The sequence below is a fragment of the Bradyrhizobium sp. 62 genome (assembly GCF_023073035.1).
GTDB lineage: Bacteria > Pseudomonadota > Alphaproteobacteria > Rhizobiales > Xanthobacteraceae > Bradyrhizobium.
The window spans coordinates 719960-745662 of sequence record NZ_JADPIT010000032.1 but is presented as its reverse complement, the minus strand read 5'-3'; the positions used below and the strand labels follow the sequence as shown (position 1 = coordinate 745662).

The 25703-nt window shown below is 65.0% G+C and carries 23 protein-coding genes and 1 pseudogene; 1 reads left to right on the top strand and 23 read right to left on the bottom strand.

Features of this window, described 5'->3' with window-relative positions; translation table 11 throughout:
- Positions 1-208: 208 nt before the first annotated feature.
- From IVB47_RS32885 to IVB47_RS32785, 21 genes and pseudogenes are all read right to left on the bottom strand, one after another.
- Positions 209-1705: an ABC transporter substrate-binding protein gene (locus tag IVB47_RS32885; RefSeq protein ID WP_247467682.1), complete on the bottom strand. Its 1497-nt coding sequence runs from the start codon at positions 1703-1705 to the stop codon at positions 209-211.
- Positions 1706-1760: 55 nt separating this feature from the next.
- Positions 1761-2765, bottom strand: coding sequence for an oligopeptide/dipeptide ABC transporter ATP-binding protein (locus IVB47_RS32880; protein WP_247288945.1), 1005 nt, complete (start codon positions 2763-2765; stop codon positions 1761-1763).
- Positions 2762-3775, bottom strand: a complete 1014-nt coding sequence (locus IVB47_RS32875) for an ABC transporter ATP-binding protein (RefSeq protein ID WP_247467679.1) — start codon at positions 3773-3775, stop codon at positions 2762-2764. The genes IVB47_RS32880 and IVB47_RS32875 overlap by 4 nt, the downstream gene beginning before the upstream one ends.
- A 2-nt stretch (positions 3776-3777) precedes the next feature.
- On the bottom strand, positions 3778-4671 hold the full coding sequence (locus IVB47_RS32870) for an ABC transporter permease (RefSeq protein ID WP_247467677.1): 894 nt from the start codon (positions 4669-4671) through the stop codon (positions 3778-3780).
- Positions 4668-5618, bottom strand: a complete 951-nt coding sequence (locus IVB47_RS32865; RefSeq protein ID WP_247359782.1) for an ABC transporter permease — start codon at positions 5616-5618, stop codon at positions 4668-4670. Before IVB47_RS32865 ends, IVB47_RS32870 begins: the two co-directional genes overlap by 4 nt.
- Positions 5619-5702: 84 nt before the next feature.
- Positions 5703-7124, bottom strand: a complete 1422-nt coding sequence (locus IVB47_RS32860; protein WP_247467674.1) for an amidase — start codon at positions 7122-7124, stop codon at positions 5703-5705.
- A gap of 123 nt (positions 7125-7247) precedes the next feature.
- Positions 7248-8183, bottom strand: a complete 936-nt coding sequence (locus tag IVB47_RS32855; RefSeq protein ID WP_247467671.1) for a carbohydrate kinase — start codon at positions 8181-8183, stop codon at positions 7248-7250.
- Positions 8184-8188: 5 nt separating this feature from the next.
- Entirely contained in the window at positions 8189-9835 is a 1647-nt protein-coding gene (locus IVB47_RS32850) for an FGGY-family carbohydrate kinase (protein WP_247467669.1), read from the bottom strand.
- Between the two features lie 38 nt (positions 9836-9873).
- On the bottom strand, positions 9874-10647 hold the full coding sequence (locus IVB47_RS32845; protein WP_027569198.1) for an SDR family NAD(P)-dependent oxidoreductase: 774 nt from the start codon (positions 10645-10647) through the stop codon (positions 9874-9876).
- Between the two features lie 49 nt (positions 10648-10696).
- Entirely contained in the window at positions 10697-11704 is a 1008-nt protein-coding gene (locus IVB47_RS32840) for an ABC transporter ATP-binding protein (protein ID WP_247467667.1), read from the bottom strand.
- Positions 11705-11720: 16 nt separating this feature from the next.
- Positions 11721-12551, bottom strand: a complete 831-nt coding sequence (locus tag IVB47_RS32835) for a carbohydrate ABC transporter permease (RefSeq protein WP_247467665.1) — start codon at positions 12549-12551, stop codon at positions 11721-11723.
- A 3-nt stretch (positions 12552-12554) separates the two neighbouring features.
- The gene (locus IVB47_RS32830) at positions 12555-13427 is read right to left on the bottom strand and encodes a sugar ABC transporter permease (protein ID WP_247467662.1); all 873 of its coding nucleotides are present in this window, start codon (positions 13425-13427) and stop codon (positions 12555-12557) included.
- A 92-nt stretch (positions 13428-13519) separates the two neighbouring features.
- The gene (locus tag IVB47_RS32825; protein ID WP_247288933.1) at positions 13520-14833 is read right to left on the bottom strand and encodes a sugar ABC transporter substrate-binding protein; all 1314 of its coding nucleotides are present in this window, start codon (positions 14831-14833) and stop codon (positions 13520-13522) included.
- A 315-nt stretch (positions 14834-15148) separates the two neighbouring features.
- Entirely contained in the window at positions 15149-16099 is a 951-nt protein-coding gene (locus tag IVB47_RS32820; protein WP_247467658.1) for a sugar-binding domain-containing protein, read from the bottom strand.
- Between the two features lie 8 nt (positions 16100-16107).
- Positions 16108-16773 carry an HAD family hydrolase gene (locus tag IVB47_RS32815; protein ID WP_247433094.1) on the bottom strand — a complete coding sequence of 222 codons (666 nt, stop codon included), beginning with the start codon at positions 16771-16773 and terminating at the stop codon, positions 16108-16110.
- 73 nt (positions 16774-16846) lie between these two features.
- Positions 16847-18763 (bottom strand): annotated as a pseudogene (locus tag IVB47_RS32810) (VWA domain-containing protein).
- A gap of 10 nt (positions 18764-18773) precedes the next feature.
- Positions 18774-19586, bottom strand: coding sequence for a CbbQ/NirQ/NorQ/GpvN family protein (locus tag IVB47_RS32805; protein WP_247467656.1), 813 nt, complete (start codon positions 19584-19586; stop codon positions 18774-18776).
- 59 nt (positions 19587-19645) lie between these two features.
- Positions 19646-20992: a cbb3-type cytochrome c oxidase subunit I gene (locus tag IVB47_RS32800; protein WP_247467654.1), complete on the bottom strand. Its 1347-nt coding sequence runs from the start codon at positions 20990-20992 to the stop codon at positions 19646-19648.
- A 39-nt stretch (positions 20993-21031) separates the two neighbouring features.
- Positions 21032-21484, bottom strand: coding sequence for a cytochrome c (locus IVB47_RS32795; RefSeq protein WP_007608447.1), 453 nt, complete (start codon positions 21482-21484; stop codon positions 21032-21034).
- Positions 21485-21580: 96 nt separating this feature from the next.
- A complete protein-coding gene (locus IVB47_RS32790; RefSeq protein WP_247467652.1) occupies positions 21581-21841 on the bottom strand; it encodes a cytochrome C oxidase subunit IV family protein in 261 nt (86 codons plus the stop codon).
- A gap of 2 nt (positions 21842-21843) precedes the next feature.
- The gene (locus IVB47_RS32785; protein WP_247359792.1) at positions 21844-22419 is read right to left on the bottom strand and encodes a cytochrome c oxidase subunit 3 family protein; all 576 of its coding nucleotides are present in this window, start codon (positions 22417-22419) and stop codon (positions 21844-21846) included.
- Positions 22420-22590: 171 nt separating this feature from the next.
- Between IVB47_RS32785 and IVB47_RS32780 the strand changes: the two genes are divergently transcribed.
- Complete coding sequence (locus tag IVB47_RS32780; RefSeq protein WP_247288921.1) at positions 22591-22746, top strand: hypothetical protein; 156 nt, start codon at positions 22591-22593, stop codon at positions 22744-22746.
- 83 nt (positions 22747-22829) lie between these two features.
- Here the strand turns inward: IVB47_RS32780 and mmsB are convergent, their stop codons facing one another.
- The gene (gene mmsB, locus IVB47_RS32775) at positions 22830-24020 is read right to left on the bottom strand and encodes a multiple monosaccharide ABC transporter permease (RefSeq protein WP_247467649.1); all 1191 of its coding nucleotides are present in this window, start codon (positions 24018-24020) and stop codon (positions 22830-22832) included.
- On the bottom strand, positions 24017-25594 hold the full coding sequence (gene mmsA / locus IVB47_RS32770) for a multiple monosaccharide ABC transporter ATP-binding protein (protein ID WP_247407713.1): 1578 nt from the start codon (positions 25592-25594) through the stop codon (positions 24017-24019). The genes mmsB and mmsA overlap by 4 nt, the downstream gene beginning before the upstream one ends.
- Positions 25595-25703 lie beyond the last annotated feature (109 nt).

Sequence of the window (25703 nt, the reverse complement as noted above, 5' to 3'; positions counted from 1 at the left end):
TGCCATCATGCCAGTGTTTTGCCCGACGCGTCAACGGCATCGCGCTACGCGAAGCCATTCGATGGCGTGACGCGCAAGTCATTGAAACAACTACCCTCGGCTACTGTGCATGGGGTTGTTTTTCAGGTTTTTGTTTGGACCGGCCTCGTGACGATCTCTTCCGTTGGGAGAGATCGTCACCGAAATCAGGCAATCGACCTGCGCGACCCTACTCCCACGCCCATGTCGAGAAATCGTTCTCGTATTGGGGCACGTCCTTCCAGACGCCCTTCAGCTTCTTGTTGGTGATGGTGATCAGCTGCGGCTGGTACAAATAGCCGGAGACCGCGTCGGTTGCCAGCATCCGCTGGGCGTCGCCGAGAAGCTTGACACGGGCGGCTTCATCCGGCGTCGACACGATCTGCTTGTAGAGCGCGTTGAAGGCGTCGTTGTTGTAGCCGAGATAGTAGTCCGGCTCGGTGATCTTGACGAGATCGAACGGCTCGACATGGCTGACGATGGTGAGGTCGAAATTGTGCGGACCATTGCCGGCGAATACCTGCGACAGCCATTGCGCCCATTCGACGTTCTCGATCTTGGCGATGATGCCGACCTTGGCGAGCTGGGCTGCGAGGATTTCGCCGCCCTGCCGCGCGTAGGACGGCGGCGGCAGCTTCAGCGACAGCTCGAGCGGGGTGGTGATTCCGGCCTCGGCGAGCAGCTTCTTGGCCTTCTCGGGATCGTAGGGGTTGATGCCTGTGGTGTCGACATAGCCGAGCGCGGTCGGGACGTAGAAGCTGCCGATCGGCGTGCCGAAACCATCGACGGCGCCGTCGATCATCGCCTTGCGATCGATCGCGGCGAGAATGGCACGGCGCACGCGGACGTCGTCGAGCGGCTTCTTGCGATGGTTGATGCCGACGATGGTCTTCGCCCGGGAGCCGCCGACCATAACGTTGAAGCGCGGATCGGCCTTGAACTGCGCGATGGTGCGCTGGGCCGACACCCGGGGAAACGCGTCGACGTCGCCCGACAGCAGCGCCGCCGCCTGCGCCGACGGATCGGAGATGAAGCGGACCGTCACCTTCGAGAGCTTGATCGCGGCGGCGTTGCGATAGTCGGCCCATTTGGTCAGGGTCATCGAGGAGCCCTTGGCCCAGGCGCCGAGCTGATAGGGCCCGGTCCCGACCGGCTGCGTGATATTGGTGGCAGCGCTCTTCGGCTCGACGATCGAGCCGCTCGCCTGCCCCAGCAGGAACGGCAGGTTCGGCTCGGAATTCTTCAGGCTGATCACGACCGTATCGGCGTCGGGCGCGTCGACCTTCTCGAAGCTCTGGAACAGGCTCTTGTCCTTGTTGGTGCTGGTGGCGACGGCGTTGCGCTCGAACGAGAATTTCACGGCCGCGGAGTCGAACGGCTCGCCATTGTGGAACTTGACGCCCTTGCGCAGCTTGAACGTATAGGTCTTCAGATCGGGCGATGCGGTCCAGCTCTCCGCCAGCAGGGGCGACGTGGTGCCGTCCTCGTTGATCTTGGTCAGGGTCTCATAGATGTTGTAGAGCGTGACCTCGGCGATCGCGGCGGCGGCGGCATTGGTGGGATCGAGCCCGGGCGGCTCCAGCGCCATCGCCATGACGACGCTGTCCTTTTTGGACTGCGCCAGCACCGGCAACGGAGCCACGGCAAGCGCGGCGGCGAATGCGACGATCGATAGTTTCCTGAACATGCGTAACTCCCCGGCCTTGTCTCGTCTCAAGCCTACGCCAATCCCGCCGCGGACGCTAACCTTCCACGGGCAATTGCGGCAACGCCATCACGGCTTCCGCCTTATGGCAGGCGGCCAGATGCGTCTCGCCCACCTTGCGTAGCTCAGGCAGAACCTCGCGGCAATGCTGGTCGGCGAGCGCGCATCGCGAGACATAGGGGCACCCGGTCGCCGCCGCCGATTGCGAGGCGATCGCCTGGGCCCCGCGCCGCCGCCGGCCGCCGCCGGCGCGCACCCGCGGCACGGCGTCCAGCAGTGCCCGCGTGTAGGGATGGGCGCAGCGCTCGAACAAATCCTCTGGCCTGCCCTGCTCGACGATGCGGCCGAGATACATCACCGCGACCTCGTCGCAGAGATAGTCGACGACCGCGAGGTCGTGGCTGATCAGGACGTAGCTGAGGCCGAACTGTTCCTGGAGGTCCTGCATCAGGTTCAAGACTTGCGCCTGCACGGAAACGTCGAGCGCCGAGACCGGCTCGTCGGCAACGATCAGCTTCGGCTGGGTGATCAGCGCGCGCGCAATAGCGATGCGCTGGCGCTGGCCGCCGGAGAATTCGTGCGGATATTTCTCCATGTCGGCATCGCGCAGCCCCACCTGCCGTAGCGCTGCGGAGACGCGCTCGCGGAACGTATTCCGGTCGGCGTCTTCCAGCACGGTGAGCGGTTCGGCAACGACGCGCGCGATGGTCTGGCGTGGGTCCAGCGATCCGTAGGGATCCTGGAACACCATCTGGAAATCGCGGCGGGCGCGGCGCAGCTCGTCAGCGGAGATGCGGTTGAGGTCGCGGCCGAGCAGCGCGACCTGCCCCGATGTCGGCCGTTCCAGCGCCATCACCACCCGCGCGAAGGTCGACTTGCCTGAGCCGGATTCGCCGACGATGCCGAGGCTCTTGCCGGCGTCGACCCGCACGCTGACACCGTTGAGCGCGCGCACCTGCCCCGGCGGGCGAAACACGCTTTCGCGCGGCAGCGTGTAGCGCTGCTCGAGATCCTTCACGTCGAGAAGAGGCGCCGTGCTCATACAATCAGCGCTCCGACGCGTTCGGCCATGGAGACGTCCGTCCGGATGCAGCGCACGAAGTGGCCGGGTCCGACGTCCACCATCGGTGGAAGCGCAGCCCGGCACTGCTCGATCACGAGCGGACAGCGATCGGCAAAGGTGCAACCGGAAGGCAGATCGGCGAGCTCCGGCACCGAGCCCGATATCGTCGTCAGCCGCGTCCCCTTGCGTGCGCCGAGTTTCGGTCGGGCGCGGAACAGGCCCTGCGTATAAGGATGGCCCATCCGGCGGAACACTTCGTCGGTCGGCCCGCTCTCGATGATCGTGCCGCCGTACATCACCATCATCCGTTGCACGTTCTCGGCGATGACGCCGAGATCGTGCGAGATCAGGATCATCGACATGCCGCGCTCCTCGACGAGGTCGGCGATGAGGTCGAGGATCTGGCCCTGAATGGTGACGTCGAGGGCCGTGGTCGGCTCGTCCGCGATCAGAAGGTCGGGCTCGCAGGCGAGCGCCATCGCAATGGTGACGCGCTGACGCTGGCCACCGGAAAACTGGTGCGGATAGGCGTCGACGCGCCTCGCCGGATCGGGCAATCCAACGCGGTCGAGCAAGGCGATCGCTTCCTTGCGCGCCTGCGATGCCGAAAATTTCCTGTGACGCCGCAGCGGCTCGGCGACCTGGTGTCCGATCGTGTGCATCGGATTGAGCGCGGTCATCGGCTCCTGGAAGATCATGCTGATGCGATTGCCGCGCAGCCGACAATAGTCCGCGTCCGACAATCCAGCGAGTTCGCCGCCATCCAGCTTGATGCTGCCGGTGACGGACGCGCTGTCCGGCAGCAGCCCCATCAGCGACAACGCCGTCACCGACTTGCCGCAGCCGGATTCGCCGACAAGCCCGAGCGTCTCGCCGCGCTTCAGGGCAAAGCTGACGCCGCGCACGGCCTGTGCTGGCCCGCGGCTGGTGTTGAGGCGCACGCCGAGATTTTCGACGTCGATCAACGGCATGGTCGAGCGCTCGCTCATCGTCATCGCTCCCGGGCCAGTCGAGGGTCGAGCAGATCGCGCAGTCCGTCGCCGAGCAGATTGAGGCCGAGCACCGCGATCGCGATCGCAGCGCCCGGATAGACGGCGAGCATCGGCGACTGGAACAGCAGCGTCTGCGCGTCGTTCAGCATCCGCCCCCAGGACGGCTGCGGCGGCTGCGTGCCGAGACCGAGATAGGACAAGGCGGCCTCGGCAAGAATCGCGAGCGCAAACTGGATCGTCGCCTGCACGATCAGGATCGACATGATGTTGGGCAGCACGTGCTCGATGGTGATGCGAAACTTGCCCTTCCCGGCCGCGCGCGCGGCCAGCACGAATTCGCGCGCCCAGATCGCGTTGGCCGAGCCGCGCGTCAGCCGGATCAGCGTCGGGATCTGGAAGATGCCGATGGCGACGATCGAGGTCACCATGCCCGGCCCCACGACCGCGGCGAGCATGATGGCGGACAGCACGGCCGGAAAGGCGAAGGTGAAATCGGAGAAGCGCATGATGATCTCCTCGGTCCAGCCACGCCTGGCCGAGGCGATCAGGCCGAGACAGACGCCGAAGGTGAGACCGATGCTCACCGCGATGATGCCGACCATGATGGTGGAGCGGGCGCCGGCGAGCAGCAGCGAAACGATGTCGCGGCCGAAGACGTCGGTGCCGAGCCAGTGCGCGGCCGAGGGCGGCCGGAGCTTTGACGCGATGTCGATCTCGTAGGGCGACCAGGGCGTCCACAGCAGCGACAGCAGCGCCGAGGCGAGAACCAGCACGCTCAGCGCGCCGCCGAGCACGAAGCTGCGATGACGCAGCGCGCGACGCCAGAAGGTACGGGCCGGCAGAGGGCGCGCCATGACCGGCGCGTCGACGAGGGTGGTCAGCGGCGCGCTCACAGATCGTGGACCTTGATGCGGGGATCGACGAAGGCATAGAGCACGTCGACCACGAAATTGACGATGACGACCATGGTCGCGAGCAGCATCACGCAGTTGCGCACCACGATGAGGTCGCGGTTGGCGATCGACTGGAAGATCAGGCGGCCGAGCCCCGGCAGGTAGAACACGTTCTCGATCACGATGGTGCCGGCGAGCAGATTGGCGAATTGCAGCCCCATCACCGTCATCACGGGGATCATGGCATTGCGCAGCACGTGTTTCCACAGCACCTCGCGCTTGCCGAGGCCCTTCGCGCGCGCCGTGCGGACGAAGTCTTCACGCAGCACTTCCAGCACCGCCGAGCGCGTGACGCGTGCGAGGATCGCGGCCTGCACCACCGCGAGCGACACCGCCGGCAGCAGCAGCGATTTGATGCCGGGCCAGATGCCGTCCTCCCAACCGGGAAAGCCGCCCGCGGACAGCCATTGCAGCCGCACCGAAAACAACAGCACCAGCAGGATCGCGAACCAGAAATTCGGCAGCGCGATGCCGACCTGCGTCAGCGACATCACGCCGACGTCGCCGAGCTTGTTGTGGTTGGCGGCGGTGTAGATGCCGGCCGACAGCGCCAGCGTCACCGTGATCAGCATGGACATCATCGCGAGCGGAATGGTCAGCACCAGCCGCTCCGCGATCAAAGCGGCAACCGGCGTACCGTAGACATAGGAGTTGCCGAGATCGCCGACGAGCAGCCCCTTGACCCATTGCAAATAGCGAACCGCCAGCGGCTGGTCGAGGCCGAGCTTCACCGTGAGCGCACGGACCGCATCTGGCGAGGCATCGGCGCCCATCAGCATCTGCGCAGCGTTGCCAGGGAGAGCATCCAGCACCAGGAAAATGATCACGGATGCGCCGACCAGCGTCGCCAGCAAGGTCAGCAGACGTCGGAGGACAAATACGCTCATGCGCGCTCGGATTCAGGGGTCATCCGTTGGACGATCAACATGTCCGGGCACCGGAGGCAAGTGCTTTGCTGCATCCCCATCTGCTCAACCGGGCCAGCGGGACAGAAGGCCTTGCGAGGCCTCGAACAGCGCGCTCACGCGCAGCAAGTCCGCATCGGCGCGGAAGCGGCCGACGAGTTGCAATCCGATCGGCAGGCCGTCGCGGCCGAAGCCGCAGGGCAGGCTGATCGCGGGGTGTCCGGTCATGTTGAACGGCATGGTCCAGGGGAACCAGTGCGGCCGGACGCTGTCAAAGTGCTTGCCGTCGATCTCGATGGTGCCGAACAGGTCCTGATCGATCGGCAGGGCGGTGCGGGTGATGGTTGGCATCGCCAGCAGATGCCCGCGCGCAAGCAGGGATTGCACCCGGCGGAACAGTGCCGTGCGCGCGAACATCGCCTCCTGATAGGCGACGCCGCTGACGTCGGTGGCAAGCGCAAGCTGCTTGAGGAAGGCCTCGCTCAGCGCGTCCCCATGCTCGGCCGCGAGTTTGGCAAAGCGCGTGCGCCAGACCGTGTGATTGATGGCGCGCCAGATCGGCTCGATATCGAACCCCTCGCCCGAAAATTCCTCGAGCTCGGCACCCAGGCCCGCGAGCCGATCGAGGCTGACCTTGAAGCCGGCTGCGACATCGGCAGAGACAGGGCGTCCGGGCGGCGACAGGCAGTACAGGATTTTCTGCCCACGCAGATCGCCGCGCGGGGCGGCCGCGCCGATGAAGGCGGGCACGGGAACGCCGATCGACCAGGGATCGCAAGGATCCTCGCCGGCCATCGCCTGCATCATCAACGCGGTGTCGGCGACGGTCCGCGTCATCGGCGTGACATAGGTCTGGTTGCCGAACGCGTCCAGCGCCTGGCTGTGCGGGATTACGCCGTTGCTCTGCTTCAGCCCGACCACGCCGTTGCAGGCGGCGGGAATCCGCGTCGAGCCGCCGCCATCGGTCGCGATCGCAAGCGGCGCGATGCCGCTCGCCACCGCCACCGCCGCGCCGCCGCTGGAGCCGCCCGGCGAGCGCTCGGCGCTCCACGCATTGCGGGTGCGGCCGAACAGCGGCGAGTCGGTCAGGCACTTGCTGCCGAATTCGGGCGTCGTGGTCTTGCCGATCAGGATCGCGCCTTGCGCGCGCAGCCTTGCAACCGCGACGGCATCCTCGTTCGGAACATTGTCCTTGTAGGGAACGGCACCGAAGGTGGTCTTGACGCCCCTGGTGTTGACGATGTCCTTGACGGTGACGGGGATGCCGTGCAGCAGGCCGAGCGGCTCGCCGGCCATCACCTTGCGCTCGGCTTTGCGCGCGGCGGCAAGCGCCTCGTCGCCGCAGATCGTGATGAAGCAGTTCAGCTCAGGCTGGAGCGCCTCGGCACGGGCGAGCACCGCACTGACGAGTTCGACGGGGGAGACCTCCTTGCGGTCGATGCTCGCGCGCAATTCGGTGGCGGACAAGAAACAGAGATCATCGTTCATGGAAGGACCGGCTCGCGTCAGGATGCGCGGACCTTGCCAGCGTGCACCGATCCTGTCCATTTCGGCTTGCGCATGGCCGCTGGCCACCGAAACAACTCGGAAGTGCGGCGAGGTCTGCCCTAGCTACCAGCTCCAGGTGACCTCATGGCTCCAGGGCGGATCGGCGCCGGGACGGGTGCAGGTGAGACCGGCGCAATTGGCGGCAAAGAACAGTGCACGGCGAAGCTCGTCTGCGCCGATATCCTTCAATTGCTGTCGAGGGAGACGTCCCTGCTTGTGCAGGGCGAACAACAACGCCGCCTGAAAACTGTCGCCCGCGCCGATGGTGTCGGCGACCACGACTTTGGGCGCGGCGAGCTCGATCTGCCCTGCCCCCGCATGCCACGCGATCGCGCCGCTGTCGCCACGGGTGATGACGACCAGGCTCGCGCCCCCCGCGAGCAGCGTGCTCGCACGCTGGTGATATGGCTCGTCGCCGAACAAATAGGCAAAATCAACGTCCGACATCTTGATGAGATCGGCGCTGGCCGCAAACGCGGTCATGCGCGCGAGATAGGCCGGTTTGTCCTTCACGAGGTTGGGTCGGCAGTTCGGATCAAAGGAGATTGTCGAGGACGCCCGCGCGTCCGCGATCAGGGCCTTGGTCTCGGTCGCGCCCTGGTCGTTAACGAGTGTGGTCGAGCCGACGTGGAGAACTTCGATCGCGTCGAAGGGAATGGAGCCGCGCTGGTAGACCCAGTTCCGCGCCGCCGTCTCGGCATCGTAGAACGCGTAATGCGACTCGCCCGCGACGATACGAACGAAAGCGAGCGTGGTCTGGTGTTCGCTGCTTGTGGCGAGCGCGAGCTCGACATTGGATGCAGCGGCGTGCTCGGCGATCATGCGCCCGAACATGTCCGTCGAGATCCCGCCGACAAAGCCGGTCGGCGCGCCAAGCCGCGCCATGCCGATCGCGACGTTGAGGCAGGAGCCTCCGACCGCCGGCATCACCGCTTCGCGCCCGTCGGTGTTTCGCGTCGGAACGAAATCGATCAGCGCATCGCCGCAGGAAATCAGCATCCGTCTCAACCTCCTGCGATGTCGCGCATCGCGACGCGGCTGCCGCGATCGACCTCGCGCAGCAGCTTGTAGACCTCGCGCTTGCAGGCGTGAAAGGCGGCGATGTCGGGCGTGGTCGGCTCGCTCTTGCGTCCCAGCGCCGACATCTTTGCCATGGTCTCGCCGATCGAGGCGTAGGCGCCGCCGGCGACTGCGCCGAGCATGGCGGCGCCGAGCAGCACGGGTTCTTTGGTCTGCGGCAGCGCGACCGTGAGGCCGGTGGTGTCCGCCATGACCTGCCGCACCAGCGGACTGCGGCTGGCGCCGCCGCCCATGATCATGATGCCGGAATGGACGCCATGCGCGGCAAAGGCCTCGATCACCTCAGCAAGCCCATAGGCGAGCCCGCACAGACCGGCGACGAACAGCCGTTCCATCGAGGCGATGCCGGTGTCGAGATCGAGGCCGGCGATCACCGCGCGCGTGTCAGGGTCGGCGTAGGGCGAGCGGTTGCCGATGAATTCAGGAAGTACATGGACGTCGCTGGCCAGCAGCGCGGCACGGCTGGCGCCGCCTGCGCGCGCGATGATGCGGCGCTCGAGGAACTCGATGAGGTCGAGGCTCTCGCTGCGCGCCGCCGCGCTCGCCTCGGCGTGGCCGGGGTGCGACTTGAGAAGATGGTCGATCGCAGCGCCCGCAGCCGACTGCCCGCCCTCGTTGAGCCAGAAATTCGGCACCATGCCGGAATAGTAAGGACCCCACACGCCCGGCACGAAGCACGGTTCTTTCGTCGTCGCCATGATGCAGGCCGACGTTCCCATGATGTAGGCGAGACGGTCGGAGACATCTGTCGCGCCGTCCGATTCATCGCGCCCGCCGATCGCCCCGATGCCGCCAGCATGCGCATCGATCAGGGACGCTCCGACCGGTGTGCCCGGTGACAAGCCAAGATCGGCAGCTGCCGTACCGGTCAGACCGGCGCCGAGCCGCGTGCCGGGCGCGACGATCTCGGTGCCGATCCGGGCGTATTTCTCGTTGACGAAATCCGACAGGCCGATGCGCTTGAAGAATGGCGCGCTCCAGCCGCCGCCGTCGTGGGCGAGATAGTTCCATTTGCAGGTGACCGTGCAGGTCGAGCGCTGAAGCGAGCCGGTTGCGCGCCAGGTCAGGTAATCCGCCAGATCGAAGAAGTGCCCTGCAGCATCGAAGCTCGCGCGCATGTGCCGCTTCAGCCACAGCAGTTTCGGCATCTCCATCTCGGGCGAGATCGAGCCCCCGACATAGCGCAGCACGGCATCACCGGTTTCGTTGATCAGCCGCGCTTCGGCCGTGGCGCGATGATCCATCCAGACGATAACGTTGCGCTGCCTGCCGCCGGAGGCGCTGACGGTGAGCGGTTCGCCTTGCCCGTCGAGCACCACGAGGGAACAGGTGGCGTCGAAACCGATACCGCCGACGCTGTCGGGCGCGATGGCAGCTTCCGCCATCGCTGCCCGCACCGACGCAGTGCAAGCGTCCCAGATATCCTGGGACGATTGTTCGACGATGTCGCCGGCCTCGTGCCATATCCTGATCGGATGCCGTGCGATCGCCAGTAAGGTGCCCGCCTCGTCGAACACCCCTGCCCGCGTGCTCGTGGTCCCTACATCGACGCCGATATACGCTCGCGGCATTGTCGCCCCCGGAAGCTCTCGTCAGTTTTGACGCAAGCCTACCAGCAAGTGTAGCCGCCATCCACCAGCACGATGCTGCCGGTCATCAGGCTCGCGGCTTCGGAAGCCAGGAACAGCACGACGGAAGCGATCTCATCGACCTGCCCCATCCGTGCCATCGGGGTTCCACCGATCCAGGCGTCGTACATTCTCGGATTGCTTTTCACGAAGGCGTTGAGCGGCGTCTCGATATAAGTCGGCGCCACCGCGTTGACGCGGATGCCGCGCGTGCCCCATTCGGCGGCGAGCGATTTCGTGAGATGGTGCACGCCGGCCTTGGACGCATTGTAGAAGCACTGCTCCTGCGGTTTGTTGACGATGAAACCGGACATCGATCCGACATTGACGATGGCGCCGCTCCTGGCATTGAGCATGTGCTTGCCGAACTCGCGGCAGCACCAGAAGGTGCCGTTGAGATTGACGTCGATGACGTTGAGCCAGTGCTCGTCGGTCACGGTCTCCGCCGGCGTCTCGCTGCGGGCGATGCCGGCGTTGTTGACGAGGATGTCCACCTTGCCGTGGCGCGCGACGAGGTCGCTCGCCACTTCCGCCACGCGCTTGGTATCGGTGACATCCATGATCGCCGTCTCGGCGTCGAAGCCTTTCGCTTTCAGCTCGGCTTTCGCGCTGTCGGCGACTCTGCTGTCGCGGTCGCCGATGACGACCCTGGCGCCGGCTTCAGCCAGCGCTTCGGCGCAGGCGAGCCCGATCCCCTGCCCGCCGCCGGTGATGAACGCGGTCTTGCCGTTCAGCTTGAACTTTTCCAGGTACATGTTGCTCTTCCGCTTCTTGCCGCTTCTTGCCGCTTCTTGCCGTTTCTTGTCAGTTCCGAATGGCGTTGCCGCTCGCGTCGAAGCGATGGATGCGCGCGGGCTCCGGCACCAGCGACACATGGTCGCCGGCGTGCAGGCTCAATTCACCGATGTAGCGCGCCGTCAGCATGCCGAGCTGTCCGGCATCGACATAAAGGAAGGTGTCGCTGCCGAGGTGCTCGGCCACCGCAATCGTTCCCTGCCAGCCGCCGGCACCGTCGCGTTCGATCTTGAGATGCTCCGGCCGCACCCCGATCGTCGCCGCGCCCTTCTGCAGGGCGTGCTCGCCGGTGACGAAGTTCATCTTCGGCGAGCCGATGAAGCCGGCGACGAAGAGGTTGGCCGGCCTCTCGTAGAGCTCCAGCGGCGAGCCGTATTGCTCGATCTTGCCACCGTTGAGCACCACGATCTTGTCGGCCATGGTCATGGCCTCAACCTGGTCGTGGGTGACATAGATCGCGGTAGTGCCGAGCTGCTTCTGGAGCCGCGTCACCTCGATGCGCATCTGGACGCGCAGCGCCGCGTCGAGGTTGGAGAGCGGCTCGTCGAACAGAAAGGCCTTGGGCTCGCGGACGATGGCACGTCCGATCGCGACTCGCTGGCGCTGGCCGCCGGAGAGCTCGCGCGGCTTACGGTCGAGATAGGGCGTGAGGTTCAGCGTCGCGGCGGCGGCCTCGACCTTGCGGTTGGTCTCGTCCTTGGAAAGGCCCGCCATCTTCAGGCCGAAGCCGATGTTGCCGCGCACGCTCATATGCGGATAGAGCGCATAGGACTGGAACACCATCGACAGCCCACGCTTGGCGGGTGGCGTGTCGACCACGTTCTTGCCGTCGATCAGGATCTTGCCGCCCGAGACGTCCTCGAGCCCCGCGATCAGCCGCAAGAGCGTGGTCTTGCCGCAGCCTGAGGGACCTACGAACACCACGAAGGAGCCGTCGGCAATCTCGAGGTCCGCGCCCTGGATGATGTGCACGGGGCCGAAGGATTTCTGCACGTCCTGAAGTGTGATCTGACCCATGATCCGGCAGCCCTTCCTACTTTACCGCGCCAAAGGTGAGCCCGCGCACGAGCTGCTTCTGGCTGAACCAACCGAGGACGAGAATGGGCGCGATCGCCAGCGTCGACGCCGCCGACAGCTTTGCCCAGAACAGCCCTTCCGGGCTCGAATAGGACGCGATGAACGTGGTGAGCGGCGCAGCGTTCGAGGTCGACAGATTGAGCGTCCAGAACGCCTCGTTCCAGGCCAGGATCAGGTTCAGCAGCATGGTCGATGCGAGTCCCGGGATCGCCATCGGCGTCAGGACATAGACCAGCTCACGGCCGATGGTGGCGCCGTCCATGCGCGCGGCTTCCAGGATGTCGCGCGGGATCTCCTTGAAATAGGTGAAGAGCATCCAGATCACGATCGGCAAGTTTCCCAGGCACAGGATGAAGACGAGGCCGATGCGGGAATCGAGCAGGCCGAAGGACTTGTAGATCAGGTAGATCGGCACCAGCACGCCGACCGGCGGCATCATCTTGGTCGAGAGCATCCAGAGCAGGATGTCCTTGGTGCGTTTGGTCGGCGAGAACGCCATCGACCAGGCGGCGGGGATCGCGATCAGCAGCGCGATCAAGGTCGAGCCGCCGGCGATGGTGATCGAGTTCATCGCGTGGAGGAAATAGTCGCTGCGCTCCTGGACCGTTGCGTAGTTCTCGGTGGTCCAGTGGAAGAACAGGAAGGACGGCGGAATCGCGAAGGCCTCAAGTTCGGTCTTGAAGCTCGCCAATACCATCCAGAGGATCGGGAAGAAGATCAGGAAGCCGAAGAACCACGCCCCGATGGTCGAGACCACCACCCGCTGCCTCGTCGCTATCCGCGCCATGTCTCAAGCCTCCAGATTGCGGCCGACGATGCGGACCAGGAAGAAAGCTACGACGTTGGCGATCACGACGGCGACGAGGCCGCCCGCCGAGGCGGTGCCGACATCGTACTGGATCAGTGCCTGCGAATAGATCAGGAAAGCGATGTTGGTGGTCGACAGTCCCGGGCCGCCGCCCGTGGTGACGTAGATTTCGGCAAAGACGGTGAGCAGGAAGATCGTCTCGATCAGGATCACCACCGTGATGGGACGCGCGAGGTGCGGGAGCGTAATGTAGATGAAGGTCGAGGCCGCGCTGGCGCCGTCCATTTCGGCGGCCTCCTTCTGCTCCTCGTCGAGCGACTGCATCGCAGTGAGCAAAATCAGCGTCGCGAACGGCAGCCATTGCCAGGACACGATCAGAATCACCGCGAGCAGCGGCGCGTCGGTGAACCAGTCGATCGGCGTCAACCCGAACAGCGACGCGATCCAGGCAAACAGCCCGGACACCGGATGCATCAACAGGTTCTTCCAGACCAAGGCGCTCACCGTCGGCATGACGAAGAACGGCGCGATGACCATCAGCCGCACGATGTTGAGGCCGATCACGGGCTGGTCGAGCAGCAGCGCCAGCGGAATTCCGAGCAGGACAGTCAGCGCCAGCACCGAGCCGACCAGCACCAGCGTGTTCTGGAGTGAGGCGAGGAACGCGGGATCGGTCAGGAAGTAGCGGAAATTTTCCAGCCCGACGAACGATTCCGAGCCGGGATCGAGCAGGCTGTAATGCAGCGTCGAGAAATAGATCGTCAACGCCAGCGGGACGATCATCCAGATGAACAGCAGCCCGACGGCCGGCGTCAGGAGCGTCCGTGCGAGAAGCTGCGTCTGCCGGGTTGCCATTCTTGGCTTCTCTCCGCTTGCGGGAAGAAGGCGGCCATCCATCCTTAGCGGTGGATGGCCGCAAGTCTGAGCTCAGGAGGGAGAGCTCGAGCTCACTTGATGTAACCCGCGCGCTTCATCTCGCGCTCGGTTGAGGATTGCGCCGCGGTGAGCGCGGCATCAACCGTCATCGATCCCGCAAGCGCGGCCGAGAACTGCTGCCCGACCTGCGTTCCGATGCCCTGGAATTCGGGGATCGCCGCATATTGCACGCCGACGTAGGGCACCGGCTTCACCGTAGGCTTGTTCGGATCGGCGGCATCGATCGAGGCCAGCGTCAGCTTCGCAAACGGGGCGACCTTCAGATAATCAGGATTTTGGTAGAGCGAGGTTCGGGTGCCCGGCGGCACGTTGGCCCAGCCCTCTTTCGCGGCGACGGTCCTGGTGTAATCCTTGCTCGTCGCCCAGGCGATGAACTTCTCGGCGGCTTCCGCCTTCTTCGAACCGGCGGGGATTGCGAGATTCCAGGCCCACAGCCAGTTGGCGTTCTTGCCGAGCCCGGTGTTGGGCGCCATCGCAAAGCCGACCTTGTCGGCGACCTTGGAGTCCTTCGGGTTGGTGACGAAGGACGCCGCGACGGTGGCGTCGATCCACATGGCGCACTTGCCGGCATTGAACAGCGCCAGGTTCTCGTTGAAGCCGTTCGAGCTCGCACCAGGAGGGCCGGCCTGCTTCATCAGGTCGACATAGGTCGTGAGTGTCGCCTTCCATTCCGGGGTGTTGAATTGCGGCTGCCACTTCTCGTCGAACCAGCGTGCGCCATAGGAATTGGCCATGGCGGAGAGGAACGCCATGTTCTCGCCCCAGCCGGCCTTGCCGCGGAGGCAGATGCCGTAGACGCCGGTGCTCTTGTCGGTGAGCTTCTTGGCGGCGTCCACGACGAAATCCCAGGTCGGCTTTTCCGGCATCTTGAGGCCGGCCTTGTCGAACAGGTCGGTGCGGTACATCACCATCGAACTCTCGCCGTAGAACGGCGCGGCGTAGAGCTTGCCGTCGACGGAGACCGCATCCTTGATCTTGGGCAGGAGGTCGGCGACGTCGTAGTCGGCGCCGAGATTCGCGAGCGGCACCAGCCAGCCCTTCTTGGCCCAGATCGGCACCTCGTAGGTGCCGATGGTGAGGACGTCGAACTGGCCGCCCTTGGTGGCGATGTCGGTGGTGACGCGCTGGCGCAGCACGTTCTCCTCAAGCGTCACCCATTTGACCGATATATCGGGGTTCTTCTTGGTGAATTCAGCCGTCAGCCCCTGCATGCGGATCATGTCGCCGTTGTTCACGGTGGCGATCGTCAGGGTGGTTTCGGCCATCGCAGGGACGGCCAGCAACAGGCAAGACGCGCCGCAGACGGCGCCGAGGACGTGTTTCACGGTGACCTCCCTAGGATCGCGCTCTTGAGCATATGCCCACGCGTTGGGCGTATGTTCGACCGAGGGCGGGCCGTTGTCAAGCAGGCGCAAAGCTGTTCGCGCAACTTATGAGTGCTGCGGTGCGGGAGATGGGCTGAGCTCTCGTCTCACACTCAGTGTCTTGCCCCGCGAAAGCGGGGCATCCAGTACGCCGTGTCGTCTATTGGTTTGCCCTAAGAGGAGCCGCGGCGTACTGGATCGTCCGCCTGCGCGGATGATGACAGTGTGGTGTGGGGAAAGACCGCCTGCCTCGCCAACGCGAAGAGCGAGCCTGCCTCAGCGCTCCAGAATCGCCCTTGCGGTCGCCTCGTCCGTGACCAGCCCGTTGATCAACTGTCCATTCAACGCCGCCGCGATCGCCGGCACCTTGGCCGCACCGACCGCGGCGCCGATCGTCGTGGTCTTCGCGGGTACTTCCGGCGGGATGCTTGTCAGGCGCCTGTTGGTGCCGGCCTTCAGCAGGCGGCCCTTGGAATCATAAGCCCAGCCGGTGATCTCGCCGATTGCCCCTTGCCGCATCATCTCGAACAATTCGTCGCGGGTGACGAAGCCGTCGACATGGACCTGCGCCTTCTGGTCCATCTGGCCGATGCCGACGAGGCGCAAATCCGCCTTGGCTGCGACCGCCTTCACCTTCGCGATCGGCTCGATCCGGACCATCTTGTTGCGCTCGTCCTCGGACGACATCAGGAACGGCAGCGGCATCGGATAGTGCCGTGCGCCGGTGCGATCGGCGAGCCGGCCGACGGTGTCGTAGAAGCTCGCAGAACCGTCGGCGGAGATGTTGCCGACCAGCGAGACGATCTGGTGATTGGGCCGGTCGATCGGCGTGACGCGCTCGACTGCGGCGCGCACGGCGCGTCCCGTGCCGAGCGCGACGATGACGGGGGTCTCCGAACGCAGGGTGGAATCGAGCAGATTGGCGCAGCGTTCGGCAATGCCCGCTGTGGCCTGCGGTGCAGCGGAATCTGCCGGCACCACCTCGCAATGGGTAAGCTCGAAACGCTCCTTCAGACGCGCCGCCAATTCCATGCACGCGGCGATAGGATGTTCCAGCCGGAAGGTGATGAGCCGTTCGGCGAGACACAGCGACACCAGCCGCTGCGCCGACGCGCGCGACACCTGGAGCATCTTCGCGATCTCGTCCTGGGTGTGACCGGCAATGAAATACAGCCAGCCGGCACGCGCGGCGTCATCGAGCCTGGTCTTTTCGTTCTCGGCGGCCATGGCGGGCGTCAGGCGTCCTTCCAGAAATCGATCATGCGCGCGAAGACCCGGTCGGCCCCCGCACCCGACAGTATAGCGTGCCCGTCGCGTCCGCGATAATGGCTGCCGCCGGCAAATCCCCAGACCATCATGCCGGCCGCCTTACCCGCCAGCACGCCGCTCGCACTGTCCTCGATCACTAGCGTGCGCGCAGGTTGCGCGCCCATCTGCTCGGCCGCGTGGAGAAAGAGATCGGGCGCCGGCTTGCCGTGCCTGACCATCTGCGCGGTGTAAATCTGGTCGCCGAAATGCGCCCGCAGGCCGGTGACGTCAAGGGAGAGCGCGATACGGTCGATGTCGCTGGACGAGGCCACGCAGAATGGTGTCCGCAATTCCGATACCACGGCGGCAACACCCGCGATCGGCTGGAGTGATCCGGCGAACGTGCTCAACACATGCGACTTCAAGCGCGGCAGAAAGCCGTCCGGCACGACCTGCCCGAGATCCCGATAATGCTGCTCGACCGCTTTGGTGCTGCGTCCGAGAAAGAGTTCGAGCGCCTGCTCCGGGCTCAGCGCGAGGCCGCATTCGGCCAGCACGTCGGACAGACACCGACAGCTCAACAGCTCACTATCGACCAGCACGCCGTCGCAGTCGAAGATGATCAGATCGGGTTTCGGCCGGCCCTGGTCCATCCCGCCATTCGATCATATACCCATAGCATGGGCAATAGCTCACCAGAGACGGAAGGCCGCACCCTTTCCCGGATCAGTGCGCCACCTGCCGGTAGATCGCCGGCAGCGCCGCGGGCAGTCGGCGGATATTACCGACGATGGCGTAGCCGCCACGCCCGAACAGCGTCGGGAAATAGGATTGCGCGGTTGCGTCCACCGTGACGCCGAAGGCGGCGATGCCGAGCCGGCGCGCCTCCTGCACCGATTTGCGGGTGTCCTCGACCGCGAAGCGGCCTTCGTAGTGATCGACATCGTTCGGCTTCCCGTCGGTGAGGACGAGCAGCAGCTTCTTGCGCTGCGGCTGACGGGCGAGCTCGGCCGAGGCGTGGCGCACCGCCGCGCCGATCCGCGTGTAGTAGCCGGGCTTCAGCGCACCGATACGACGCTCCACTGCCCCGCCCATCGGCTCGCCGAAGGCTTTGACCGTTTCGAGCCGCACCCAGGACCGTCGGCGGGACGTAAAGGTCAGGATGCTGTGGTGGTCGCCGCAGGCCGACAGGCCGTGCGCGAGCACGAGCAGTGCCTCCTTCTCGACGTCGAGCACGCGATGGCCCTCGACCCAGGCGTCCGTCGAGAGCGAGACATCGACAAGCAGCGTGACGGCGAGATCGTGCCCCTGCGGGCGCATCGCGACATGGATACGATCGAGACCGCCGCCGCTGCCGGCGCGAAGATCGCACCGCGCGCGCACGAGCGCGTCGAGGTCGAGGTCGTGTCCATCGGCCTGGGCGCGCATCAATTCGCGGCGCGGCCGCAAGATCTCGAAGCGCCGCCGCACCTGACGGATATGCCGGCGCATGGACTCGTCGGGCGACCAGGTCTCGCCGGTCTCGGACGCGGCGCCCGCGAGCACGTGGCAGTGATCGGGCAGGTAGGAGCTGCTGCGGTAGTCCCATTCGGGATAGGTGAGATCTGCGTTCAGCGGCGAGGCATCAAGGGCTTCCGGCGGCAGGTCGAGATCGAATTTGAGCCGGCTCGCCGGCTTGCCGCTGCGACGACTGAGCGTGATCTCCTCGAGATCGTCCGCGGCCTTCTGCGCGTCCTCGTCCTCGTTGTCGTCGGCCGGACGGTCGACATTGACCATCTCGGCCATCGCGAGGATCTTTTCGAAGCGGTTGAGCACGAAGGGATCGCGGCGATTGGCGTTGTTTTCGCGCTCGCGTACGGCAAAGCGCTTGCGATTGTCCTGGGTCGCGGCCCCCGCGCCAGGCGCGCACGCGTCGTCGCCCGCATGCGCGGGCGAAAGCTCGCGCGTCCAGCAATCGCCCCAGAGCGGACACGGCAGGACCGAGCGATAGCCCGGCGGCGCTTTGTCCGGCAGCGGACCTGTTCCCATCATCGCCGGCCACAGCCGGCCCGCGGGCGCCTTTCAGGCCCCGAGCAAGGCGAGAGCGATCTGCTCGATCTCCTGCTCGAGACGCGGCAACGGACGTCGCGGCCGGGCCTCGGCCATTGCTGCAGCGAGCTGCGCGTAATCGGCGGCGAGTCCGGGAAACTGCGTGAGCACAAAGACCGCCGTCTCGCTCGCCCGGCGCAGGACGAGAAGGTCCCGCCGCAGCGGATGATGCTCCGTGATCGTCTCGATCGGAGCGACCGCGAACCACGCCCCAAGCCAGCGATAGAGGCATGCGTTGAGGCCGCGGTCGGCGAATATCGCGATGCGATCGGGGAGGAAGACGGTCGCGGCGTCGCGGCCCGGCTGTTCGAGACGTTCGTCTCCAAGGCCGATGCGCTGCCGCCAGCCGAGCCGATGGCCCGCTCTGCGTGCGCCTGCGCTTGCGATCTGAACACCCGTCTCGCCCCCAAGCGCACGGAACATCACCGCGAGCCGGCCTCTCACCTCTGCGAGCGCGACCGCGTGATCATCGTGAACCGGATAGCTCGCGGTGCCGCCGACCATCCGGTGCCAGGCACGGCCGACCGTCTCCTCCAATTCGAGGAAGTCGAGCATGGAATCGGCCTCACCCAACCACGGCGCGCGTGACATCCAGCAGCGCCGCCTTGACATCGGAATCGTCGGTCAGCGGCTCGATCATGCCGGCGAGCACGGCATCGGCGATCGAGACTCCCGCCGCAATCAAGGTCGCGCAATACACCACGAGCCGGGTCGAGACGACCTCCTCCAGATCATGCCCCTTCAGCGCCCGCAGACGTCCGGCAAGCGCGACCAGCGGCCGTACGCGATCCGGCGGCAGCCCGCTCTCGGCCGACACCACCGCAATCTCCTGCTCGGCGGGCAGGAAGGCGAACTCGATGGCGACGAAGCGCTGCCGCGTCGAGGGCTTCAACGCCTTGAGCAGGGTCTGGTAACCGGGATTGTAGGAGACGACGAGCATGAAGCTCGCGGGAGCAACAAGCTCCTCGCCGGTTCGCTCCAGCGGCAGGATACGGCGGTCGTCGGTCAGCGGATGCAGCACGACGGTGACGTCCTTGCGGGCTTCCACCACCTCGTCGAGATAGCAGATGCCGCCCTCGCGGACCGCGCGCGTCAACGGACCGTCGGTCCACATGGTGTCGCCGCCCCTCAGCAGATAGCGGCCGGTGAGATCGGCGGCGGTGAGATCGTCGTGGCAGGCGACGGTGTGCAGCGGCAAGCCCAGCCGTGCCGCCATATGCGCGACGAAACGTGTCTTGCCGCAACCGGTCGGCCCTTTCAGCAGGACCGGAAGCCGGTGCCGCCAGGCATGCTCGAACAGCACGCATTCGTTGCCGCTTGCGATATAGGCCGGTAGCGCGGGTGCCGGCGCGGCCAAGGCGTGAAGAGCTGCTTTCATGATCTCTCTCCGAAAATGTCTGAAGCGGCGGCCGCGATGAAACGCGGCCGCCTTCACGCTTACTCGGCCGGCTGCAGCGCGGCGGGAATGGTCGCCCGCCTTTCGCGGCCGGGCACCAGCACCGCCCAGACGAACATCAGCGCGGAGATCGCGACGAACACACCGGAGCCGAGCCGCACCCAGTAGAAGAAGGCGAGCTGGTCCTGCACGTCCATGTAGCCCTGGCCGAGCACGCGCTGGAGATGGACCTGGACCACGCCGGCAAAGGTCAGCGCGAATGTCATGCTCATCATGGCCGTGCACATGATCCAGAAGCTCGTCATGCTGAGCCACTGGTTATAGGGCGCGCGTCCCTTGATCTGCGGGATCGCGTAAGCCATCACGGCAAGATTGAGCATGACATAGGCGCCGAAGAAGGCGAGATGGCCGTGCGCGGCGGTGACCTGGGTGCCGTGGGTGTAGTAGTTCACCGAGGACAGCGTGTGCAGGAAACCCCAGACGCCGGCCCCCAGGAACGCCATCACCGAACAGCCGACCGACCACAGAAGTGCGGCGCGGTTCGGATGCTTGCGGCCGGCCTTCCAGGTCATCTGCACCGTGAAGATCACCATCGTGAAGAACGGCGCGACCTCGAGCGTCGAGAACAGCGAGCCGATCCACTGCCAGTAGCCGGGCGCGCCGATCCAGTAGAAATGGTGGCCGGTGCCGAGAATCCCCGAGAACAGCGCGAGGCCGATGATGACGTAGAGCCACTTCTCGACCACCTCGCGATCGATGCCGTTGAGCTTGATCATGAGATAGGCGAGCACGGAGGCCATGATCAGCTCCCAGACACCCTCGACCCAGAGATGGACGACGTACCACCAGTACATCTTGTCGACCGCGAGGTTCGCCGGATTGTAGAAGGCGAAAAGGAAGAAGATCGCAACGCCCCACAGGCCGAACAGCAGGATGTTGGTGACCGTGGTCTTGCGCCCCTTGAGCGCGGTCATGGTCACGTTGAACAGGAACATCAGGCAGACGACGACGATGCCGACCTTGATGATGAAGGGCTGCTCAAGGAACTCGCGGCCCTCGTGGTAGTGGAAGAGATAGCCCACCCCCGCCACGCCCGCCGCGCCAAAGAACATCCAGAACTGGATCTTTGCGAGCAGCGGGCTGTACAGCTCGGTCTCGGTTTCCTCAGGCAGCAGGAAGTAGGTCGCGCCCATAAAGCCGATCAACGACCACACGATCAGCGCGTTGGTGTGGATCATCCTGACGATGTTGAACGGCAGCAGCACCGATAGCGTGTTGGGCAGGACGTAGATCGTCCCGGCGAGGAGGCCGAACAGGACCTGGGCCAGGAACAGGGTCAGCGCGCCGTAGAAATACAGCATCGCGACTTTCTGGGTTTGGTATTTCATCTCGGATTCTCTCTGTCTTGAACGAGGAAAGCGGCGGGCTCAGCCGGCCTTGTTCGGCGGCCAATCCTGGCGCTTGATCGTGCTCACCCATTGCAGGAAATCGGCGAGATCGTTGAGCTCCTGATCGGTGAGGTTGAACTGCGGCATCTGCCGCCGGCCCTCCGCGCCCGAGGGCTGCGACTGCATCCAGGCCTTCAGCGTCTCTCGCGCCCCGGCCGGGTCTTCCTTGCCGCCCCATCGATCCCAGACGTTGCCGACTTCGGGCGCGAAATAGGCGCCTTCGCCGAGCAACGTGTGGCAGTTGATGCAGGAGTTCTTCTCCCAGACATGCTTGCCGCGGGCGACCGACGACGTCAGCGTCGCCGCGTCCGTGGATGTCGTAGCCATGTAGTAGTGGCTGTGCGCCGTCAGCCCGATGAAGATGGCGAAGAAAAAAGCCGAGCCGCCGTAGAAGACGTTTCGAGCGGCCGACTTGGTCAGGCGTTCAGCCATTGCCAATCCTTTCAATTGAGTCCTGTCGCGTAAATCGGTGATGCGATTTATTGCCGATTGGCCCAGCCCGTTCTTTGTCAGGGCGCAAGGAGTGAGTCAGATCAGGGCGACGACGGCGGATGTGAGCCAGGCAAACAGCACCACGATGAGGATCCAGGCGCTGACGAGGCCGCGCCAGAGCGCGGGCGCCGCGCGAAGATCGAGGAAGTCGAGTACTATCCGGCGGCCCTTGACGGCGGCCAAGGCCAGCAGCAGGGCTTTGCCGAGCAGTGGCCGCGGCACCAGCGGCGGCACCAGGATGGTCGCGAGCGCGAGGCCGATCAGCGCGATCCAGGTGATGTCCAGGCGATCCGGCATCGTCACCGCACCAGATAAAGAATCGGGAACATCACGATCCAGACCAGATCGACCATGTGCCAGAAGGCCGTTCCCGTCTCGACGCCGAACGCTTCAGCGCGGCGGCAGACCAATGCGAGGATGATGATGCCGAGGCAGACGTGCAGGAGATGGAAGCCGGTCAGGAGGAAGTAGAGTGTGAAGAAGGGGCTGGTTTCAATTCCGATGCCGCGTCCGATCTCTTCGGCATATTCGGCGAGCTTGACCGCCACGAACAGGCCACCAAGCCCCATGGCTGTGAACAGCCAGTATCGTGTCGCCCGCCTCTCGCTGGCCCGCGCGGCCTTCGTAGCCCGGGCCGCGGCCCAACCGCTCGTCACCAGCACGATAGTGTTCAATCCGGCGAGACCCGGATCAAGCGCCGCCTGCCCCGCCGCGAACACGGCGGGATGGATCGCGCGGGCGACCGTGAAGGTACCGAGAAACAGACCGAAGGCGGCGAGTTCGCTGAAGATCAGCACCCAGATCATGGGATCGCCGGGAAGATCGTCCAGAATTCCCCAACCCGTTCCCTGTGGTTCGCAATCGGCTGACGACATCTGCTCTTCCGGATCAGGACACCGGCCAGACCTAGCTCAGCCGTACCGATCCGAGTTTGTTGCCGGACAAACTTGGGGAATGCCGATCGATTTGTTTGCGCCGTCACAACGTCCAGCCTGCCGGGTCGCGGTACGAAACGCCGAAGGTTCCATGGAGCTGCGAGCGATGACATGAGCGATGCACAAATCGGGCTGATGACCGCGACGCCCATCATCATCGTCTTCGCCATCGCGCTCCGGCGAATCGGCGTGCTATCGACCGTGGCCACCGTGTCGGCGGTGAGCATCTCCGTCGCGATCGCGGCGGTGCTGTTCACGACGCAGTAACGGCTGCCCCAGCCTGCATGGAGCAGAGCGGAATGCGGGTCAGTGGTCCCGTATTGCGATTCGCTCCATCCGGCTACGCAGCCTCATCTCCGCTGATTATAAACGTCGATGCACACTGCCCCGAGCAGGACCAGGCCCTTGATGACCTGCTGATAGTCGATGCCGATGCCGAGGATGGACATGCCGTTGTTCATCACACCCATGATCATGGCGCCGACCACGGCACCGCCGACGCGGCCGACCCCACCATAGGCTGAGGCGCCGCCGATGAAGCAGGCGGCGATGACGTCGAGCTCGAAGCCGAGACCCGCCTTCGGCGTTGCGGTGTTGAGGCGCGCGGCGAAGACGAGGCCGGCGAGCGCGGCGAGCACGCCCATGTTGACGAAGGTGAGGAAGGTCAACCGTTCCGTCTTGATGCCCGACAGGCTTGCGGCCTTGGCGTTGCCGCCGACCGCATAGATTTGCCGGCCGATCACGGTGCGGCGGGTGACGAAGCCGTAGAGCGCGATCAACGCACCCATGATCACCAGCACGTTGGGCAGGCCGCGATGCGAGGCAATCAGATAGGTGAAATAGAGCACGGCGCAGGCCAGAAGAATGCTCTTGCCGAGGAAGAACGCGTAGGGCTCGACTTCGATGCCGTGCAACAGCTCGCGCGACCTTCCCCTGGCGCTGGCGTAGACGAGGCCGAGCGCGAGCACCGCACCGATCAGCATGGATGTCGGATGCAGGGTGCCGGCCTCCGGCAAGAGCTCCGGAATGAAGCCGGAGGACAGTTTCTGGAAGGTCGCCGGGAACGGTCCGAGCGACTGGCCCTGCAACACCGCGAGCGCAAGCCCCTTGAACACCAACATGCCCGCTAGCGTCACGATGAAGGACGGGATCTTGAAATAGGCCACCCAATAGCCCTGCGCGGCGCCGATTGCCGCGCCCAGCAGCAGGCAGGCGATGAAGGCGAGCGTGTAGTCGACCTTGTATGTCACCATCAGCACGGCGGCCACCGCGCCGACGAAACCCGCGACCGAGCCGACCGAGAGGTCGATATGGCCGGTGACGATGACGAGCAGCATGCCCAGCGCCATGATGACGATGTAGCTGTTCTGGAGCACCAGATTGGTCAGGTTGAGCGGCTGCAGCAGCGTGCCGCCGGTCATGACCTGGAAGAACAGCATGATCGCGATCAGCGACATCAGCATGCCGTAGTTGCGCAGATTGTTCTTGATGAAGCTGCCGTTCCGGCGCTCCTCGGGCAGCGAAACCGTCTTGTCGGTCATGGCTGCGATCCTCCCATCTCGGCACCCGCCAGGGCGCGGCTTCCATAATTTCTGTCGTTGCGCATGATGGCGCGCATGATCTTTTCCTGTGTCGCTTCGGTGCCGGGGAACTCGCCGACGAAGGCACCGTCGTTCATGACGCAGATGCGGTCGCAGACGCCGAGCAACTCGGGCATCTCCGAGGAGATCACCACCACACCGCGGCCGGCCTCTGCAAGCTCGTTGATGATACAGTAGATCTCGTACTTGGCACCGACGTCGATGCCCCGGGTCGGCTCGTCCAGGATCAAGACCTTGGGATCGGTCATCAGCCATTTCGACAGCACGACCTTTTGCTGGTTGCCGCCGGAGAGCTGGCTGGTCTCCTGATAGACGTCGGAGCAGCGGATGCGCATCCGGTTGCGGTAGTCGCTGGCGACCTTCAGCTCGGCGATGTCGTCGATCACGCGGCGAGGAGCGACCTGGTCGAGGCTTGCGAGCGTGATGTTCTTGCGGACGTCGTCGGCGAGGATCAGCCCGAGCTGCTTGCGGTCCTCGGTGACATAGGCAAGGCCGGCGTCGATCGCGGCCGCGACGTTCGGCAGCACGATCTCATGGCCCTCGAGCCGGATGCGACCGCTGATCGTGGTGCCCCAGGAACGGCCGAACAGGCTCATGGCGAATTCGGTGCGGCCAGCGCCCATCAATCCGGCAATGCCGACGACCTCGCCGCGTTTCACGCTGAAATCAACGTTCTTGATCACCTGCCGCTCGGGATGGATGGGATGGTAGACCGACCAGTTCTCGACGGTGAGGACGGGCTCGCCGATCTTTGCGCTGCGCTCCGGAAAGCGATGGGCGAGATCGCGGTTGACCATGCTGCGGATGATGCGGTCCTCCTGGATCGGCTCGGCGCGGCAGTCGATGCCGTCGACGGTGCGGCCGTCGCGCAGGACGGTGATGTGATCGGCAACGCGGGCGACCTCGTTCAGCTTGTGCGAGATCAGGATCGAGCCGATGCCCTGCTCGCGGAAGGCCATGAGGCGTTCGAGCAGCGCGGCACTGTCGGCCTCATTGAGGCTGGCGGTCGGCTCGTCCAGGATCAGCATCCGCACCCGCTTGGACAGCGCCTTGGCGATCTCGACAAGTTGCTGCTTGCCGACGCCGAGATCGGTGATCAGCGTGTCCGGCGATTCCTTCAGGCCGACCTGCGCCAGGAGTTCCCGGGTGCGCCGATAGACCTCGTCGCGATCGATCACGCCGAGCTTGGACGGCGGATGCGACAGGAAGATGTTCTCGGCAATCGACATCAGCGGGATCAGCGCCAGCTCCTGATGGATGATGATGATACCGAGCGCCTCGGAATCGTTGATGTCGCGGAAGCGGCGCTCCTCGCCATCGAAGATGATGGTGCCCTCGTAGCTGCCGGCCGGGTAGACGCCGCTGAGCACCTTCATCAGTGTGGACTTGCCGGCACCGTTCTCGCCGACCAGGGCGTGGATCTGCCCGGCTTCAACCGAAAAGTTGACATCGCGCAGCGCCTGCACGCCGGAAAAGCTCTTGCTGACGTTGCGCATCTCCAGCATTGCGGTCATGATTTCACGTCCCTCAATCAGTGTTAGCTCACCTCTCCCCGCTTGCCGGGAGAGGTTGGATCGCATCGTTAGATGCGATCCGGGTAAGGGGGAGTCTCCGCGAGACACA

Excerpts from the sequence above, each read along its gene's own strand:
- IVB47_RS32885 (WP_247467682.1), bottom strand. The coding sequence starts at position 1,705 with ATGTTCAGGAAACTATCGATCGTCGCATTCGCCGCCGCGCTTGCCGTG.
- IVB47_RS32880 (WP_247288945.1), bottom strand. The coding sequence starts at position 2,765 with ATGAGCACGGCGCCTCTTCTCGACGTGAAGGATCTCGAGCAGCGCTAC.
- IVB47_RS32875 (WP_247467679.1), bottom strand. The coding sequence starts at position 3,775 with ATGAGCGAGCGCTCGACCATGCCGTTGATCGACGTCGAAAATCTCGGC.
- IVB47_RS32865 (WP_247359782.1), bottom strand. The coding sequence starts at position 5,618 with ATGAGCGTATTTGTCCTCCGACGTCTGCTGACCTTGCTGGCGACGCTG.
- IVB47_RS32860 (WP_247467674.1), bottom strand. The coding sequence starts at position 7,124 with ATGAACGATGATCTCTGTTTCTTGTCCGCCACCGAATTGCGCGCGAGC.
- IVB47_RS32855 (WP_247467671.1), bottom strand. The coding sequence starts at position 8,183 with ATGCTGATTTCCTGCGGCGATGCGCTGATCGATTTCGTTCCGACGCGA.
- IVB47_RS32850 (WP_247467669.1), bottom strand. The coding sequence starts at position 9,835 with ATGCCGCGAGCGTATATCGGCGTCGATGTAGGGACCACGAGCACGCGG.
- IVB47_RS32845 (WP_027569198.1), bottom strand. The coding sequence starts at position 10,647 with ATGTACCTGGAAAAGTTCAAGCTGAACGGCAAGACCGCGTTCATCACC.
- IVB47_RS32840 (WP_247467667.1), bottom strand. The coding sequence starts at position 11,704 with ATGGGTCAGATCACACTTCAGGACGTGCAGAAATCCTTCGGCCCCGTG.
- IVB47_RS32835 (WP_247467665.1), bottom strand. The coding sequence starts at position 12,551 with ATGGCGCGGATAGCGACGAGGCAGCGGGTGGTGGTCTCGACCATCGGG.
- IVB47_RS32830 (WP_247467662.1), bottom strand. The coding sequence starts at position 13,427 with ATGGCAACCCGGCAGACGCAGCTTCTCGCACGGACGCTCCTGACGCCG.
- IVB47_RS32820 (WP_247467658.1), bottom strand. The coding sequence starts at position 16,099 with ATGGCCGCCGAGAACGAAAAGACCAGGCTCGATGACGCCGCGCGTGCC.
- IVB47_RS32815 (WP_247433094.1), bottom strand. The coding sequence starts at position 16,773 with ATGGACCAGGGCCGGCCGAAACCCGATCTGATCATCTTCGACTGCGAC.
- IVB47_RS32805 (WP_247467656.1), bottom strand. The coding sequence starts at position 19,586 with ATGAAAGCAGCTCTTCACGCCTTGGCCGCGCCGGCACCCGCGCTACCG.
- IVB47_RS32800 (WP_247467654.1), bottom strand. The coding sequence starts at position 20,992 with ATGAAATACCAAACCCAGAAAGTCGCGATGCTGTATTTCTACGGCGCG.
- IVB47_RS32795 (WP_007608447.1), bottom strand. The coding sequence starts at position 21,484 with ATGGCTGAACGCCTGACCAAGTCGGCCGCTCGAAACGTCTTCTACGGC.
- IVB47_RS32790 (WP_247467652.1), bottom strand. The coding sequence starts at position 21,841 with ATGCCGGATCGCCTGGACATCACCTGGATCGCGCTGATCGGCCTCGCG.
- IVB47_RS32785 (WP_247359792.1), bottom strand. The coding sequence starts at position 22,419 with ATGTCGTCAGCCGATTGCGAACCACAGGGAACGGGTTGGGGAATTCTG.
- IVB47_RS32780 (WP_247288921.1), top strand. The coding sequence starts at position 22,591 with ATGAGCGATGCACAAATCGGGCTGATGACCGCGACGCCCATCATCATC.
- mmsB (WP_247467649.1), bottom strand. The coding sequence starts at position 24,020 with ATGACCGACAAGACGGTTTCGCTGCCCGAGGAGCGCCGGAACGGCAGC.
- mmsA (WP_247407713.1), bottom strand. The coding sequence starts at position 25,594 with ATGACCGCAATGCTGGAGATGCGCAACGTCAGCAAGAGCTTTTCCGGC.